The 15,983-nt window shown below is 64.7% G+C and carries 12 protein-coding genes and 1 tRNA gene; 10 read left to right on the top strand and 3 right to left on the bottom strand.

The genetic code is table 11. The annotated features are described in order from the left end of the window. The first annotated feature begins 94 nt into the window (after positions 1–94). Together JAB8_RS27825 and JAB8_RS27820 are read left to right on the top strand one after the other, a co-directional pair. Positions 95–2,365: an EAL domain-containing protein gene (locus JAB8_RS27825; RefSeq protein WP_070223807.1), complete on the top strand. Its 2,271-nt coding sequence runs from the start codon at positions 95–97 to the stop codon at positions 2,363–2,365. A 92-nt stretch (positions 2,366–2,457) separates the two neighbouring features. Continuing rightward, complete coding sequence (locus tag JAB8_RS27820) at positions 2,458–4,845, top strand: S9 family peptidase (protein WP_070292444.1); 2,388 nt, start codon at positions 2,458–2,460, stop codon at positions 4,843–4,845. Between the two features lie 119 nt (positions 4,846–4,964). Here the strand turns inward: JAB8_RS27820 and JAB8_RS27815 are convergent, their stop codons facing one another. Further along, positions 4,965–5,960, bottom strand: a complete 996-nt coding sequence (locus tag JAB8_RS27815; RefSeq protein WP_070222994.1) for a cytochrome-c peroxidase — start codon at positions 5,958–5,960, stop codon at positions 4,965–4,967. Between the two features lie 208 nt (positions 5,961–6,168). On the opposite strand from JAB8_RS27815, the gene JAB8_RS27810 reads away from it, so the two are divergent. Beyond that, on the top strand, positions 6,169–6,594 hold the full coding sequence (locus JAB8_RS27810) for a hypothetical protein (protein ID WP_070292443.1): 426 nt from the start codon (positions 6,169–6,171) through the stop codon (positions 6,592–6,594). Between the two features lie 42 nt (positions 6,595–6,636). On the opposite strand, the gene JAB8_RS27805 is transcribed toward JAB8_RS27810, so the two are convergent. Beyond that, positions 6,637–7,407 (bottom strand): hypothetical protein, encoded by a 771-nt coding sequence (locus JAB8_RS27805; RefSeq protein WP_254679606.1) that lies wholly within the window; start codon positions 7,405–7,407, stop codon positions 6,637–6,639. A gap of 119 nt (positions 7,408–7,526) precedes the next feature. On the opposite strand from JAB8_RS27805, the gene JAB8_RS27800 reads away from it, so the two are divergent. The 4 genes from JAB8_RS27800 (at position 7,527) to JAB8_RS27785 (ending at position 11,066) form a co-directional block, all read left to right on the top strand. Further along, positions 7,527–7,602, top strand: a tRNA-Phe gene (locus tag JAB8_RS27800). Positions 7,603–7,893: 291 nt separating this feature from the next. Next, complete coding sequence (locus JAB8_RS30225) at positions 7,894–8,235, top strand: hypothetical protein (protein WP_070292442.1); 342 nt, start codon at positions 7,894–7,896, stop codon at positions 8,233–8,235. Between the two features lie 144 nt (positions 8,236–8,379). Beyond that, positions 8,380–10,749 (top strand): acyl-CoA dehydrogenase, encoded by a 2,370-nt coding sequence (locus JAB8_RS27790; protein ID WP_070292441.1) that lies wholly within the window; start codon positions 8,380–8,382, stop codon positions 10,747–10,749. Positions 10,750–10,820: 71 nt separating this feature from the next. Then, the gene (locus tag JAB8_RS27785) at positions 10,821–11,066 is read left to right on the top strand and encodes a DUF1059 domain-containing protein (protein ID WP_070292440.1); all 246 of its coding nucleotides are present in this window, start codon (positions 10,821–10,823) and stop codon (positions 11,064–11,066) included. Here the strand turns inward: JAB8_RS27785 and JAB8_RS27780 are convergent. Beyond that, the gene (locus tag JAB8_RS27780; RefSeq protein ID WP_070292439.1) at positions 11,063–12,271 is read right to left on the bottom strand and encodes a TCR/Tet family MFS transporter; all 1,209 of its coding nucleotides are present in this window, start codon (positions 12,269–12,271) and stop codon (positions 11,063–11,065) included. The genes JAB8_RS27785 and JAB8_RS27780 overlap by 4 nt on opposite strands. Before the next feature lie 105 nt (positions 12,272–12,376). Between JAB8_RS27780 and JAB8_RS27775 the strand changes: the two genes are divergently transcribed. The 3 genes from JAB8_RS27775 (at position 12,377) to JAB8_RS27765 (ending at position 15,897) form a co-directional block, all read left to right on the top strand. Further along, positions 12,377–13,015, top strand: a complete 639-nt coding sequence (locus JAB8_RS27775; protein WP_070292438.1) for a TetR/AcrR family transcriptional regulator — start codon at positions 12,377–12,379, stop codon at positions 13,013–13,015. An 88-nt stretch (positions 13,016–13,103) separates the two neighbouring features. After that, positions 13,104–14,465, top strand: a complete 1,362-nt coding sequence (gene yegQ / locus JAB8_RS27770; protein ID WP_070292437.1) for a tRNA 5-hydroxyuridine modification protein YegQ — start codon at positions 13,104–13,106, stop codon at positions 14,463–14,465. A gap of 184 nt (positions 14,466–14,649) precedes the next feature. Further along, a complete protein-coding gene (locus tag JAB8_RS27765; RefSeq protein WP_070292436.1) occupies positions 14,650–15,897 on the top strand; it encodes a DUF819 family protein in 1,248 nt (415 codons plus the stop codon). The last annotated feature ends 86 nt before the right edge of the window (positions 15,898–15,983 follow it).

Genomic DNA, 15,983 nt, shown 5'->3' with positions numbered 1-15,983 from the left:
TGATCAAGATGACAAGAGGATTGATAGCGCGTAATATTTACTCAGCAGTAATGCACGGCGCGGCGGCAGCTTACCCCAGGGGAAGGATGGCAGCGTGGCGATATCGAGCGATCTCGCGCACTGGCGCGGCCTGGTCTTTACCCGCCTGTTGCAGGTGGTGCTGCTGCTTGGCATCGTCACGGCCATTCCCAGCGCGCTGCTGGCCGCGAGCGAGGCGATCTGGTCCATCGTCGTCCTCGACTTGCTGGCCATCGGCTGGATCGGCCTCATCTGGCATAGTCGCGCCATGCCCTACCGCTGGCGCGTGTGGCAATTCCTCATCGTCGCCTATCTGGTGGGCGTAGGCCTGCTGCTGAAAATCGGTCCCGTCAGCCAGATTTACATGATGCTCATGCCCGTGCTGGCGGCACTGCTGCTGGGCATGCGGCCAGCCTTGTCGACCCTGGTCCTGACCACGCTGACCATCTTTTTCCTCGGCCTGCATCCCGACGTCGCCCTGCGCCTGCCGGGCACGCCCGACTCTCCCGTGCTGCGCGCGCTGATCGTGGCCCTGAACTTCCTGTTTATCGCCGCCGTGCTGACCCTGTCCTGCGCCTTTCTGCTGCGCCACCTGGAAGACAGCAGCCAGGCCTTGTCGCAGCTGAACGCCGAGCTGCGCCTGACGGCCACGGCGCTGGCCCGTCTGAACGACATGGTGATGATCGCCGAAGTGCTGGACGGCCCGCCCGACCCCGGCGCCGGGACGGTATCGGCCACGCGCATCATCTTCGTCAATGACGCCTTCGAACGCAGCAGCGGCTATGCGCGCGCCGAGGTGCTGGGCCGCAGCCTGCTGTTCCAGCAAGGCCCCGCCACCGATGCGGACGAACTGGCGCGCATCGCCGCCGCCATGGCCCGTGCCCAGCCGGCCAGGGCGGAATTGCTGAACTACAACAAGGCGGGCAAGGCGTACTGGGTCGAAGCGGAACTGGTGCCCTTCACGGATGCGGAAGGCAGGCAGACGCACTGGGTGGCCGTCGAGCGGGAAATCGACGAGCGCAAGAAATCGGAAGCGGACATCCACCGCCTGGCCTTCTACGACGTGCTGACGGGCTTGCCCAACCGGCGCCTGCTGATGGACCGCATCGGCCACCTGCTGGCCGCCGCGCCGCGCAACCAGACCATCAGCGCACTGATGTTCATCGACCTCGATCACTTCAAGCACATCAACGACGCGCGCGGCCACGCCACAGGCGACGCGCTGCTGCGCCTGGCGGGCGAACGGCTGGCGCAGCTGATGCGCAAGGCCGACACGGTGGCGCGCATCGGCGGCGACGAATTCGTCGTGCTGCTGGCGCACCTGGCCGATGACCTGGACAGCGCCGCCCGCGCGGCGGCACAGGTGGCCGAGAAAATCCGCGCCGCCATCGCGCGCGACTTCGAGATCGGCGCGCAGTCCTATCATTGCAGCGCCAGCATCGGCGTGACCCTGCTGCCGAAAGCGGGCCAGCAGGCGCACGACCTGCTGCGCGAAGCGGACATCGCCATGTACCGCGCCAAGGCGGAAGGACGCAACGGCATCGCCTTCTTTGAAGCGGCCATGCAGGCGGGCGTGGAGCGCCGCCTGACCCTGGAACGGGCGCTGGCGCGCGCCCTCGACCTGGGGCAATTGTGCATGCACGTGCAGCCGCAGGTCGACCGCCACGGCCGGGTTTCGGGCGCCGAATTGCTGATGCGCTGGTCGCAGGCGGACGGCAGCCATATCGCGCCGGATATCTTCATTCCGATTGCCGAGGAATCTGGGCTGATCGTCAAGCTCGGGCACTGGGCCCTGCGCGAAGCGTGCCGCGCCGCCAGGGTGCTGGCGCAAGCTGGTCAGCCCATCCCCCTGTCCGTCAACGTCAGTCCGGCGCAGTTTCGCCAGCCCGATTTCGCCGCCCGCGTGCAGGCGGCGCTGGCCGAACACGGCACGCTGGCCGGCGCCCTGATCCTGGAATTGACGGAAGGCTTGCTGATCGACCAGCGCGACGCCTCGCTGGCGCGCATGCGCGAACTGGCGGACCTGGGCATCCGCTTTTCCATCGACGATTTCGGCACCGGCTATTCCAGCCTTTCCTACCTGACCTCGATGCCGCTGTACGAACTGAAAATCGACAAGCGCTTCATCGACGACACGCCGCGCGATGCGCGCGACACGGCCATCGTGCAGGCGATCCTGGCCATGGCGCGCCACCTGGGCTTGCGCGTCGTGGCCGAAGGCGTGGAAACGCAGGAGCAGGCCGACTTCCTCGTCGCCCACGATTGCGACGGCTTGCAAGGCTTCCTGTATGCGCGGCCGATGCCGCTTGACGACTTTCCCGGCTGGCTGGCCCGGCATCAAGCTTAGCTTTCCGACATTTCCTGCACGAAACTCCTCCGCTAGAATACCGGCCTCATAGCCTGTACCTTCACCATCCCCCTTGATTAAAGCGATCTCCGATGCGTCTGGTTCTTCCCCTGCTGCCGCTCCTGCTGCTATCTCTGCTGCCCGCCGCCCATGCGGCCCCCTCCCCCGCCGCGCCCACGCCGATCACGCTGGACCAGGCCATGGCCGATCCCGACTGGATCGGCACACCCGTCGAAGCGGCATGGTGGGGCTGGAATGGCCAGCTTTACTACAAACAAAAACGCCTCGGCTCGCCCCTGCGCGACACGTTTCACGTATCGGGCGCGCATGCGAAACTCAATAGCGGCAAGAGGGTCGACGATGCGCAGCTGGCGAACCTCGATGGGCAGCAGATGATCGTCAACCGGGCCGGCACGCGCGCCATCCTGCTGCGCAACGGCGACTTGTTCGAGCGCGACCTGAAAAACGGCGCCTTGATCCAGATCACGCGGGGCGTCTCCGCCATCAGCGACCCGCAGTATTCCGCCGACGGCGGCGCCGTGCAGTACCGCAGCGGCACCGACTGGTTCAGCTGGAGCCGTGCCGACCGCCTGAGCGCCCCCGTCGCCCTGCTGCGCGCGGCCAAGGACCCGGACGCCAAGCCGGAAGCGGACGCCCTGCGCGAGCTGCAGCTGCGCCTGATCGTCAACCTGGCGCGCCAGAAGGACGACCGCGACGCGAGCCGCGAGCGCCGTCACGAAGAGCGCCGCCTGGACGCCACGCGTGCGCCGGAACCGATCTACCTGGGCGACAAAGTGACGATTTCCGGCAGCGCCCTGTCGCCGGACGGCCGCTGGCTGCTGTTCGTCACGCAAGACAAGGCCGCCGAAAAGGGCAAGCTGGGCAAACTGGCACGCTACGTCACGGAAACGGGCTATCCGGAAGCGGACGACGAGCGCACGCGCGTGGGCCGCAACATGCCGATCGCGCAAAGCCTGAAACTGGCGGACCTGCGCACGGGCCAGGTACGCGAGATCGCTTTCGACAGCCTGCCCGGCATCGCCACCGACCCGCTGGCCAGCCTGCGCGCCGAACAGAAGCTGCCGCCGCTGAAAGGCAACCGCCCCGTGCGCATCGACGCCCAGCGCGACGGCATCGCCTGGACCGATGACGGTTCCAAAGCGGCCGTGCGCGTGCGCGCCATCGACAACAAGGACGGCTGGCTCGCCACCGTCGACCTGGCCAACGGCGCCCTCGTGCCCGCGCACCGCATCAGCGACACGGCCTGGGTCAACCGCCGCGCCGAGGAATTCGGCTGGCTGCCCGACAATGCCACCCTGTGGTATCTGTCCGAGGAAAGCGGCTACGCCCACCTGTACACGAAAACGGGCACCGCACCCGCGCGCGCCTTGACCAGCGGGCAATGGGAAGTGAGCGCCGTCGAATGGAGCCGCGACGGCAAGACCGCCTATTTTATGTGCAACCCGCAAGCGCCAGGCACGTATGAAGTGTGTGCCAGCACGGCCAAGGATGGCGGCGCGCGCGAAGTCACCAGTTTGAAAGGCGTGGAAAACTTCGGCCTGTCGCCCGATGGCGGCAAGCTGCTGCTGCGCTATTCGACCAGCTATATGCCGGCCCAGCTGGCCACGGTTTCTGTCTCTGGCGGCAAGGCGACTATCCTGACCGATACGCGCAGCGACGCCTTCAAGGCGCGCAACTGGGTCATGCCGGAACTGGTGCAAGTGCCGTCCACGCATGGCGCGGCGCCCATCTGGGCCAAGCTGTATCGCCCGGCGCAGCTGGAAGCGGGCAAGCGCTACCCGATCGTCATGTTCGCGCACGGTGCCGGCTACCTGCAAAACGTGACGCAGCGCTACCCCGTGTACTTCCGCGAACAGATGTTCCACAACCTGCTGGTGGAGCAGGGTTACATCGTGCTCGACGTCGATTACCGCGCCTCGCTCGGCTACGGCAGCGCGTGGCGCACGGCCATCTACCGCCAGATGGGCCACCCGGAACTGGAAGATTTCATCGATGGCGCCAACTGGCTGGCAGCCCAGCACCAGGGAGACATCAAGAATGTGGGCATCTATGGCGGCAGCTATGGCGGCTTCATGAGCCTGATGGCCCTGATGCGCGCCCCGGAAATCTTCAAGTCGGGCGCCGCCCTGCGTCCCGTGACGGACTGGACCACCTACAACCACGAGTACACGGCCAACATCCTGAACACGCCGGACGTCGATCCGCTCGCGTATAAAATCTCGTCGCCGATCGAATATGCCGACAAGCTGACGGGCAACCTCCTGATCGCCCACGGCATGATCGACGACAACGTGTTCTACCAGGATTCCGTGCGCCTGTCGCAGCGCTTGATCGAGCTCAAAAAGGATAACTGGGAAATGGCCAGCTACCCGATGGAGCGCCACGGCTTCGTGCAGCCGGAAGCGTGGTATGACCAGTACCGCCGCATCTATCAGCTGTTCAATCGTACGTTGAAATAAGCGATATCAACAAAAAATGTCGGATTACGCGGCTGCGCCGCTAATCCGACCTACTCGCTCAGGTGTAGGTCGGATTAGCCCGCAAGGGCGTAATCCGACACCACACCCACCACAAGCACTCAGTCAAACGGCACCGGCCGCGGCGTTATGTCGCTCGATGGCGGCAGGATCGGCAGCACGAGGTGCGGCTGCTTGCCCGTGAGGGTTTTCAGGAAAGCGACGAGTTGCGCGTTTTCATCGGGCGCAAACGTGCGGCCTAGCTGCAAACGGCCCATCACGTCGACGGCCTGCGTCAGGGTGGCCGCTTCGCCATCGTGGAAGTAGGGATACGTCAATTCCACGTTGCGCAGGGTCGGCACCTTGAAGTTGAAGCGGTCGGCATCCTTGCCCGTCACGGCCGAGCGCCCTTGCGCCGTCATCGCCGTCTTGTACGGTTCCACCACACCCATCTTCTGGAAAGTATTGCCGCCGACGGCGGGGCCGTTATGGCAGGCGATGCAGCCGCTGGATTTGAACAGCTGGTAGCCGGCCAGCTCGTCTTTCGTCAGCGCGCTTTTCTTGCCCATCAGCCATTGGTCAAAGCGCGAACCGGGCGTCACCAGCACTTCCTCGAAGGCGGCGATGGCGCGCGTGACTTGCTCGATGGTCAATTTATCCTGGCCAAATACTTGCCGGAATTCCGCGCGGTAGGCGGGAATCGAGGCCAGCACGTCGATGGCCAGCTCGTGCGTAAAAGCCATCTCGCCCGGATTGGCGATGGGGCCGCCCGCCTGCTCCTGCAAATCCTTGGCGCGGCCATCCCAGAATTGCGCCACGTTCATGCTGGAATTGAGCACCGTTGGTGAGTTGATGGGTCCGCGCTGCCAGTTGTGGCCGATCGACGTCTTGATGTTATCCGTGCCGCCCATGCTCAGGTTATGGCAGCTATTACAGGAAATAAATCCGGAACGCGACAGCCGCGGATCGAAAAACAGTTTCTTGCCCAGTTCGACCATGGCCGGATTGGCCACCTTGGCGGCCGTGATGGGCTGGATCGGCTCCTTGCTGGCGGCGTGCAGCGTGCCGCTGAAAGCGAGGCTGGCGATGAAGACAAAGGGGGAGAGGGTACGGCGCATAGTCTAACTCCTGGAAGCATTCCCGAATCGGCGGTGCACGCCGGCGCGGGAATGCAGCGCGGCGGCCCGGTCGCCACCCGACCATCGCTGATTGGATGTTGATTTATATTAACTTTGACGGCTTGATAATGAAAATGACCGGCGTCAAGGATCGTCCAGCGCGCGAATCGCGCTTGCCATTTGGGCAAGCGTGGCACATGATGAAGGCATGCATACACCTACCTACTCCGCCCTGCGCGCCGCGTGCGCCGCCATCCTGCTGCTGGCCACCAGTGCCTGCGGCAGCGCCCCCGCACAAGATGCGCCGCCCGCGCCCGGCAATGCCGGCTTGCTGGCGCAAATCCAGGCGGAAGTGGGCGCCGCCGCCTGCGATTCCACGCAGCAATGCCAAACCATCGCCATCGGCGCCAAAGCCTGCGGCGGCCCCGAGCGCTACCTGGCCTGGTCCAGCAAGGACAATGACGGCAAAAAACTCAAGGCCTTGGCCCAGGCGCAAGCCGAGGCCAGCCGCAAGCAGCAGCAGGCGGACGGCATGATGTCGACCTGCTCCATCGTCACGGACCCGGGCGCCACCTGCGAGGCGGGACGCTGCGTGCTGCAAAAGAGCGCCATGGGCGGCAGCTCGGCGATGTAAAAAAAGCCGCTGGATCAGCGGCTTGCGTGATGCTGCAACACGTCAGGACTGCAGCTGCAAGGTCTTGACGATCTTGCTTTCCACCTTCTCGCCCGCACCCGAGGTGGCATTCTTGCTTTCCTTGCGCAGCAACAATAGATGGTCGCCGCTGACGCCATACTGGCGCGTCTCGTCCGTCTTTTGCGTAAAGCTGACGACGACAAAGGCGCGCCCGCTCACATCAAAGTGGAAATGGCTGGCCAGCGGCGTGCCGTCGGCGGCGATCCACACCTCGATGCCGCCGTCGAACTTCTTCACATACTTGCGGTCTTTCTCCGGCACCTTGTCGAGCGACAAGGTAAAGCTGAGCAGGCGCGCGGGCTTGCCCTTGTAGCTATCGATCTTTTCCCCGCTGAACACGGCTTCCTCGATCTCGCGCGACAGGGAATCGGCCGCCGACACCATGGAACGCAACTCCGCCGCCTTCATCTCCCCCAGCGCAAAGCCGATCGGCGTCTTGACCTTCGGGTCCTTCACCCTGGCGCGCTGCTCGGCCTCCACTTTCGCCAGCAAATCCTTGCCGTAGAGCACTTGCAAGCCCGCCGGTCCGCCCTCGACAGCCACCGTGGCCTGGCCGCTATCCTCTTCCGCCGCCTTGCCCTCGCCCTCGCGGCGCCAGGTTTTCGATTCCACCTGCGCCTTGATGGGTAGCTGGCCCTGCAAGCGCGCCAGCGCCGCATTCAGATCGGCCAGCCCGTCGGCCCGCGCCGTACCGCAAAACAAACTGAACAAGCCTGCAGCCGCCAGGCCCTGCACTCCAATACGTCGCTGCATCGCCACATCCCTTCAGCTCATACAAGGATGCCAAAACACCATGTTTTGACCATCTGTTGCATTTGAACACAGCTAGCTCTGGTCAGGTGGAAAGTCTTTCTGCTATAATTCGCCGCCTTGGCCTGGTAGCTCAGTCGGTAGAGCAGAGGATTGAAAATCCTTGTGTCGGTGGTTCGATTCCGCCCCGGGCCACCAAGAATTCAGCAGTGCATAGCAAAAAGCCAACCTCCGGGTTGGCTTTTTTGTTTTCGCCTGCAAACAACACCATGGCATCCATCCGCCGCTATGTACGCAAACGAACGGACTGCAGCCGCCCAAGGGGCCATGCTGCAGGCAGACCATCACTTTCCCTCCCGCCGCCAGCGCCCTGCGCAACACGGCAGACGGGTCGGCTGGTCAGCTCTCCCGCCACACCGCCATGCGAAACTCGCGCCCGACGCCGTCGAGCCGTTCCGTACATTACGGCTCACTGCCAAAGGATGCATCATGAAACCTACCCTGATATTGCTCGCGCTCGCCTCTACCCTCGCCCTGACCGCTTGCCAGCGCGAAGCGCCACCCGCACCGACCGTCGTCCAAGTCGTTCCCGGCCCTGCCGGCGCGCCTGGTCCTGCCGGCGCCACGGGCGCCAAGGGCGCTGAAGCGCCTGCCGGCGCGACCGGTGCCACCGGCGCCACGGGCGCCACGGGCCAGACGGGCGACAGCGGTGCCGCCGGATACGATGGCGCCAAGGGCGCTACCGGTGCGCAAGGCAACGACGGCGCCAAGGGCGACGACGGTGCCAAGGGCAAGACGGGCGACACGGTGATTGTCGTTCCGCAACGCTAATACCGTTAGCGCCGGCTATCGGCGACAACCTTGTTCAGCCACAACGCCAACCCCTGCGGTTGGCGTTGCTGCGTATGCGCTGTACCGCACAGTAACTTCGGCCGCATCGGCCTACCCTGTCGTCATGACACAGGGAGATATCGCATGCTGACGCTCATATTGATAGTGGCCCTGCTGGGCCTGGTTGTACTGTTCGCGCCCGGCCCCGTGCGCCGCGCCCTGATTTCCCCGCACCTGCTGACCCTGTTCAAGCGCATCCTGCCGACGATGTCCGACACGGAACGCGACGCGCTCGAGGCGGGCACCACGTGGTGGGATGCCGAGCTGTTTTCCGGCCAGCCCGACTGGACAAAATTGCTGGCATATGGACGCGCTTCGCTCAGCGCCGAAGAGCGCCATTTCCTTGACCACGACGTCGAACGCTTGTGCGAACTGGTCAACGACTGGGAAACGCAGCAGGCGCAGGACTTGCCACCGCAAGCCTGGGCCTACATGAAAAGCCAGGGTTTCCTCGGCATGATCATTCCCAAGCAATACGGCGGCAAACAGTTCTCCGCCTACATGCATTCGCAAGTGGTGATGAAACTGTCGAGCCGCTGCTCGGCGCTGGCCGTGACCGTGATGGTGCCCAATTCGCTGGGACCGGCCGAGTTGTTGTTGCACTACGGCACCGAGGAACAGAAAAACCATTACCTGCCGCGATTGGCTGCCGGCACCGAGATTCCCTGCTTTGCCCTGACCAGCCCGTATGCGGGCTCCGACGCGGCCGCCATCCCCGACCTGGGCGTCGTGTGCATGGGCATGCATGAAGGAAGATCGACCCTGGGTTTCCGCCTCAGCTGGAACAAGCGCTACATCACCCTGGCGCCCGTGGCGACCTTGCTGGGACTGGCATTCCAGACCAGCGATCCCGACCACTTGCTCTCCGACAACGACGCGCCCGGCATCACCTGCGCCCTGATCCCCGCCAGCCACGACGGCGTGGTGATCGGCCGCCGCCACCATCCCTTGAACGCCGCCTTCCAGAACGGCCCCACCTCCGGCAACGATGTCTTCATTCCCATCGAGTGGGTCATCGGCGGCCAGGCGCAAGTGGGGAAAGGATGGCGCATGCTGATGGAATGCCTGGCGGCGGGACGCGCCATCTCGCTGCCCTCGTCCAGCGTGGGCATGGGCAAGATGGCCGTGCGCGGCACCGGCGCGTATGCGGCCGTGCGGCGCCAGTTCAACATGCCGATCGGTAAGTTCGAAGGGGTGCAGGAAGCGCTGGCCCGCATGGGCGCCAACCTGTACCTGATGGACGCGGCCCGCACCCTGGCCGCGCATGCCGTCGACCTGGGCGAAAAGCCGGCCGTCATTTCCGCCATCGTCAAATACCACGTCACGGAGCGGGGACGCGCGCTCGTCAACGACGGCATGGACATTCTTGGCGGCAAAGGCATCTGCGTGGGCCCGAACAATTTCCTCGCCAGCGCCTACCAGCAAATCCCCATCGCGATCACGGTCGAAGGCGCCAACATCCTCACGCGCAGCCTGATCATCTTCGGCCAGGGCGCCATCCGCGCGCATCCATATGTACTCAGGGAAATGGCCGCCGTCAACGAAAGCGACGGCCGCAAGGCACTGCGCGATTTCGATGCGGCCTTCTTCGGCCACGTGGGCTTTGTGCTGGGCAACCTGGTCAGGGGGTTGTGGTACGGACTGGGCGGCGCCCGCCTGGCGGCCGTGCCCGATGCCGGCGCGCCCGCGCTGGCGCCCTACTACCGCGCCCTGACGCGGCTGTCGACGGCGTTTGCCGTCATGACGGATATGTCGATGTTCGTGCTTGGTGGCGAACTCAAGCGCCGCGAGCGGCTGTCCGCCAGATTGGGCGACGTGCTGGCGCAGCTGTACCTGGCTTCGTCAGTGCTGAAGCGCTACGAGGACGATGGCCGGCCCGAGGCCGACCTGCCCTACGTGCACTGGTCGCTGCAGGATGCACTGGTGAAGGCGCAGCAGGGCTTGACGAGCGTGCTCGACAATTTCCCCGCGCGCGTGCTGGCCGTGCTGCTGCGCACCTTGCTGTTCCCGTTCGGCCTGCCCCACCGCCCACCGTCCGACGAGCTGGGCAGCGAAGTGGCGCTGGCCCTGCAAACGCCGGGCGCGGACCGCGAACGCCTGCTGGCCGACGGCCATGTCGCCAGCGAGGGCAACGATCCCGTCGCCTGCGCCGAGCGGGCGCTGGCCTTGCTGCCCGAGGTTTTGCACATCGAAAAACGCCTGAAGGACACGCCCGAAGGCGCGGCCCTGCGGCACCTGCCGCAAAGCCTGTCCGCCATGCAGCCGTGGCTGGCTGCAGCCAAGGCGGCAGGCACCATCAGCTGCCAGGAACACAATTCCTTGCTGGAATATGCGCGCCTGGTCGACGGCTTGATCCAGGTCGACGATTTTGCGCCCGATGCGGCGCATCAGGCTCACAGCGGCGGCGTGCGCCGTCTTGACGACGCGCCGACCGGCGAGAGCCGCGCGGCCTAGTCCAGGCTGCTTTGCGGCCTATACTGAATGGAGCGGGTGCTGTGCCCGCTCTTTGCAGAAAGGAGTCGATCATGACGCGCAAATTCATCGATTGCCGGGAATTCCCCAGCGACACGCATTGCTCGGTGGCCATCTCGGCCGACAGCGAAGAAGAGCTATTGGGTATTGCTGTGGAGCACGCAGTCTCGGTACACCATCACCACGACACGCCGGAGTTGCGCCAGCAACTGCGTCAATTGTTCAAGGACGGCATGCCGCCCGAACACTTGCCCATGACGGGGCAGGCCGGCAGCAGCGGAGCCTCGCACACGCACTAGCCTGCCAGGGCTTGCGCCGGCCTCTGCAAGCGCAAGCCCAGCACAAGCGGCACCAGCGCCGCATACACGACGATCACCGACAACCAGACGGCGCCGGGCCAGTACGCCCTGACGCCAAAGTAAATGCTGGAAAACACCAGCGGGCACAGCACGGATGCCAGGCTCACGGCCGAGGCCAGCACGCCCTGGAACTGGCCTTGCCGGTCGTCGGGCACTTGCCGCGTGGCCAGCGATTGCAGGGCCGGCGCGCCGATGCCGCCCAGGGCGAACACGGGCATGATGGCGAAGATCATCCAGCTGCGGGTGGCAAAGGCCATGGCGACCAGCGCGATGCAGGCGCACGCCACGCCCCCCAGGATGGTGGCGCGCTCGCCCAGCAGCTTCACGGCGGGGCCGGGCAGGAAGGCCTGGGCCAGCGCCTGGCACACGCCAAAGGCGCCCAGCGACAGACCGATCCACAGCCCGTTCCATTCGAACGCATCGTGGCCCCACAGTGCCCAGCACACGCCATACACTTCGCCGGCCGCGCTGAAGGTAAAGAAGATGGCGGTGATCGGCAGCAAGCTTTTCTGAGAAAACACCCAGCGCAGCGGGCGCAGTGGATTCAATGCCGCCAGGTCGATTTTTTCGCATGTCGGCGTTCGTGATTCGGACAACGTGAACAAGGCCAGCAGCAGGTTGCCGGCATTCAAGATAGCCGCCGCCATGAACGGCAAGCGCAATCCGTAATCGCCCAGCGCGCCACCGAGCACGGGGCCGATGATGAAGCCGGCGCCGAACATGGCGTTGAGCAAGCCGAAACGGCGCGCCCGCGTTTCTTCGGGAGAAATATCGGTGATGTAGGCCGTGGCCACGGACACATTGGCGCTCGTCAAGCCTGCGATGGCGCGCCCCAGCAACAGCATCCACAGGCTGGGCGCAAACGCGAGGAACAGGTAATTGACGGCCGCGCCCGTGAGCGAGAGCAGCAGCACGGGGCGCCGCCCCAGGCGGTCGCTCAGCGCGCCCAGCACGGGCGCAAAGATGAACTGCATCAGCGCATACAGGGCCGTCATGATGCCGATGTACGCCGCCACGTTATCGGCATGCGTGACGTCGCGCAGCAGCGCGGGCAAGATGGGGAAGACCAGGCCGATGCCGATGGCATCGAGCACGACCGTGGCAAAGATGACAGGCAGCGCAGTCGCCGGAATGGCTATTTTCATATACTCAATCTAAATATGTACTCAGTACATAAATAGTACGCCCAGCCTGGCTGCACCATCAAGCCTTATCTGTACTCAGTACACTTCGTGTATGATCGGGGCAACATGACGATTCCTTCCGACCTCCGCTCCCGCAAACGCCTTGCCACCCGGCAAGCCATCTCAAATGCCGCCACGCGTTTGTTTTTCGTGCGCGGCTTCGAGCAGGTGACGGTGGACGAGATCGCGGCGGCTGCCAGCGTGGGGCGCATGACGGTGTTCAACCACTTCCCCCGCAAGGAAGACATGTTCTTCGACCGCGAGGAAGAGGGACGCGAACTGCTGCGCGCCGCCTTGCGCCAGCGTGATCCCATGGTGCCCCCGGTCGAAACGCTGCGCCTGCTGGCGCACCGCCTGGTACGGAAAGACAGTCCCTACGTCACGTTTTCCGCCGCCGGCCAGGGTTTTATTGCCACCATCGAGGCCAGCGAGACCCTGAAAGCGCGGGCGCGGGCGATCCGCGACGAGTTGGCGCAAGTGGTGGCAACGGCGCTGACCGACAGCACGGGGCGCGACGCGCACGATCCCCAGGCCCGGCTGGCGGCCAGCCTGCTGCTGGCCACCTGGAGCACGGCCCTGATCGAAGCGCACCGGCACTTCCGCCAGCATGGCGACACACAGCTGGCCAAGACCTGCTTTCTGTCTTTGGTGGACCAGGGGCATGTCGGTCTGAAGGCAGCGTTGGCGGGCACGCCTTACGTCTGACGTTGCCGGGCATCGGATGTCAATCCCTTGACCCAAGGCAAGGCAATCCGGCGCCAGCCCGCCTACAATCGCCGGCTTTGCCCATCCCATGCGCCACGCTCCCGAACTCCTCCTGCCTGCCGGCTCCCTGGCCAAGATGCATGCCGCCTTCGACTATGGCGCCGACGCCGTCTACGCGGGCCAGCCGCGCTACAGCTTGCGCGTGCGCAATAACGATTTTTCGACCTTGCAAGCCTTGCAAGAAGGCATTGATGGCGCGCATGCGCGCGGCAAGCAATTCTTTGTCGCCAGCAATATCTTTGCCCACAACGCCAAGCTGAAAACGTATCTGCGCGACATGGAACCGGTGATCGCCATGCGCCCCGACGCCCTGATCATGGCCGATCCCGGCCTGATCATGATGGTGCGCGACAAGTGGCCGGAGATTCCCGTGCACTTATCGGTGCAGGCGAATGCCGTCAACTGGGCCGACGTGAAGTTCTGGCACCGCATGGGACTGACCCGCGTGATCCTGTCGCGCGAACTGTCGCTCGACGAGATCGAGGAAATCCGCCAGCGCTGCCCAGAAATGGAACTCGAAGTGTTCGTCCATGGCGCCTTGTGCATCGCCTATTCGGGCCGCTGCCTGCTGTCCGGCTATTTCAACCACCGCGACCCGAACCAGGGCACATGCACGAATTCCTGCCGCTGGGATTACAAGGTGAAAAATGCCGCCGAAGACGCCAGCGGCGACCTGGGCGGCATGCAGGTGGTGCCGCTGGAATTTCATCAGGCGCTGGCCGAGGCCGACAATAACGCGTTTTCCGCCCTGCACCAGCAGCCGCGCCACCCGCTGGCCGACCAGCCCTACTTCATCGAAGAAGCGCAGCGCCCGGGCCAGCTGATGCCCATCCTCGAAGACGAGCACGGCACCTACATCATGAATTCGAAGGACTTGCGCGCCGTCGAGCACATCGAGCGCCTGGTCAAGATCGGCGTCGATTCGCTGAAGGTCGAGGGCCGCACCAAGTCGCTGTACTACGCGGCGCGCACGGCGCAAGTCTACCGCCAGGCCATCGACGACGCCGTGGCGGGCCGCCCCTTCGATATCAGCCTGCTGGGCCAGCTGCAAGGCCTGGCCAACCGCGGCTACACGGACGGTTTTTACCAGCGCCACCACACGCAGACGCACCAGAACTACATGCGCGGCGCGTCCGAGGCGGACCGCAGCCAGTACGTGGGCGACGTGCTGAGCGTGACGGATGGCTGGGCCAGGGTGGACGTGAAAAACCGCTTCGCCGTGGGCGACCGCATCGAAGCCCTGCACCCGGGCGGCAACCGCGACTTCACCATTACCCGCATGCTGGCCGACGACGGCAGCGAAATCCAGGTGGCGCCCGGCAGCGGCCACTTCGTGCGCATCGAACTCGACGGGGCGCTAAATAAAGCCTTGCTGGCGCGCTATTTGTAACCGCCAGTCTGGCGGCGGCATCGGCAAACCAGTCAGCAAGTGTTTGATTTGACAAGAGAAGTTTCGATTGCTAGCGCCTAAATAATTTGTTTAGGCTTCAACATTGCTATACGATACGGCCACCCTGCGCCCGGGGGCCTGATCGGCATCCCGGGCATCCCTGACACGTTCACCGGAATCCCCGATGCCACCTGCCACCTCTGCCCTGATCACCAATGACGCCGTCGTCCTCGGCCTGCTCGCCATGACCCTGGGGGGCGTCTTCTGGACCGCCTCGCGCGCCAACGGCTTCTGGAAAAAGTTTTATACCTATATCCCGTCGCTGCTGATGTGCTACCTGATCCCGGCGCTGCTCAATACCTTCGGCATCATCGACGGCAACGCCTCCGGCCTGTACGCCGTGGCGCGCGACTACCTGCTGCCCAGCGCCCTGGTCCTGCTGTGCGTGGCCATCGATTTCGGCGGCATTATCCGCCTGGGCCCCAAGGCCATCATCATGTTTTTGACCGGCACCCTCGGCGTCATGCTGGGCGCCCTCGTCTCGTTCGAGGCGCTGCGTTTGATCCACCCGGAAACGGTGGCGGGCGACACCTGGCGCGGCATGACGACTGTCGCCGGTTCGTGGATAGGCGGCGGCGCCAACCAGGCGGCCATGAAGGAAGTATTTGAAGTGGACGCCACCCTATTCGGCCAGTTCGTCGCCGTCGACGTGCTGGTGGCCAACGTCTGGACGGCCGTGCTGCTGTTCCTGGCCGGCCGCGCGGGCGCCTTCGACCGCTGGACCGGTGCCGACTTGACGGCCATCAATGCGCTCAAGGACAGCATCGAAAGCTACCGGGCCCAGCATGCACGCGTCGCCAATCTGACCGACATCATGATCATCCTCGGCGTGGGCCTGGGCGTGACGGGCCTGTCGCATTTCCTGGCCGGCCCCATCATCAGCTGGATCACCACCCTGCCGGCAGAATGGCGCCTGCAGGATTACAGCCTGACGTCGAACTTCTTCTGGATCGTCGTGCTCGCCACCACCTTCGGCCTGCTGCTGAGTTTTACCCGGGCGCGCAGCCTGGAAGGCGCGGGCGCCTCGACCATCGGCTCGGCCATGCTGTACGTGCTGGTGGCCACCATCGGCATGCACATGGACTTGAAAGCCCTGTTCGACAAGCCTTTCCTGTTCCTGCTGGGCCTGATCTGGATCGCCGTGCATGGCGGCCTGATGCTGCTCGTCGCCAAGCTGATCCGCGCGCCGCTGTTCTTCATGGCCGTCGGATCGCAGGCGAACATCGGCGGCGCCGCCTCGGCCCCCGTCATCGCCAGCGCCTTCCACCCGGCCCTGGCGCCCGTGGGCGTCCTACTGGCCGTGCTCGGCTACGCGCTGGGCACCTACGGCGCCTACATCACGGGCTTGATCCTGCGCAGCATGGCGGGGTGATGCCCACCCGGCTTGAGCAGCCAAACTTGCCACGACAACGCCAGCCTTCGGGCTAGCGTTGTCGTTTACTGCTCGCATCGGCCGCA

It is taken from the genome of Janthinobacterium sp. HH106 (assembly GCF_001758725.1).
Taxonomy (GTDB): domain Bacteria; phylum Pseudomonadota; class Gammaproteobacteria; order Burkholderiales; family Burkholderiaceae_D; genus Janthinobacterium.
Note: the sequence above shows the minus strand (reverse complement) of the source record. Positions and strands in the feature narration are given on the sequence as shown.

Coding starts and splice junctions, on each gene's coding strand:
- yegQ (WP_070292437.1), top strand. CDS start 13,104: ATGCGCCACGCTCCCGAACTCCTCCTGCCTGCCGGCTCCCTGGCCAAG.
- JAB8_RS27785 (WP_070292440.1), top strand. CDS start 10,821: ATGACGCGCAAATTCATCGATTGCCGGGAATTCCCCAGCGACACGCAT.
- JAB8_RS27775 (WP_070292438.1), top strand. CDS start 12,377: ATGACGATTCCTTCCGACCTCCGCTCCCGCAAACGCCTTGCCACCCGG.
- JAB8_RS27790 (WP_070292441.1), top strand. CDS start 8,380: ATGCTGACGCTCATATTGATAGTGGCCCTGCTGGGCCTGGTTGTACTG.
- JAB8_RS27820 (WP_070292444.1), top strand. CDS start 2,458: ATGCGTCTGGTTCTTCCCCTGCTGCCGCTCCTGCTGCTATCTCTGCTG.
- JAB8_RS27780 (WP_070292439.1), bottom strand. CDS start 12,271: ATGAAAATAGCCATTCCGGCGACTGCGCTGCCTGTCATCTTTGCCACG.
- JAB8_RS30225 (WP_070292442.1), top strand. CDS start 7,894: ATGAAACCTACCCTGATATTGCTCGCGCTCGCCTCTACCCTCGCCCTG.
- JAB8_RS27815 (WP_070222994.1), bottom strand. CDS start 5,960: ATGCGCCGTACCCTCTCCCCCTTTGTCTTCATCGCCAGCCTCGCTTTC.
- JAB8_RS27810 (WP_070292443.1), top strand. CDS start 6,169: ATGCATACACCTACCTACTCCGCCCTGCGCGCCGCGTGCGCCGCCATC.
- JAB8_RS27765 (WP_070292436.1), top strand. CDS start 14,650: ATGCCACCTGCCACCTCTGCCCTGATCACCAATGACGCCGTCGTCCTC.
- JAB8_RS27805 (WP_254679606.1), bottom strand. CDS start 7,407: ATGCAGCGACGTATTGGAGTGCAGGGCCTGGCGGCTGCAGGCTTGTTC.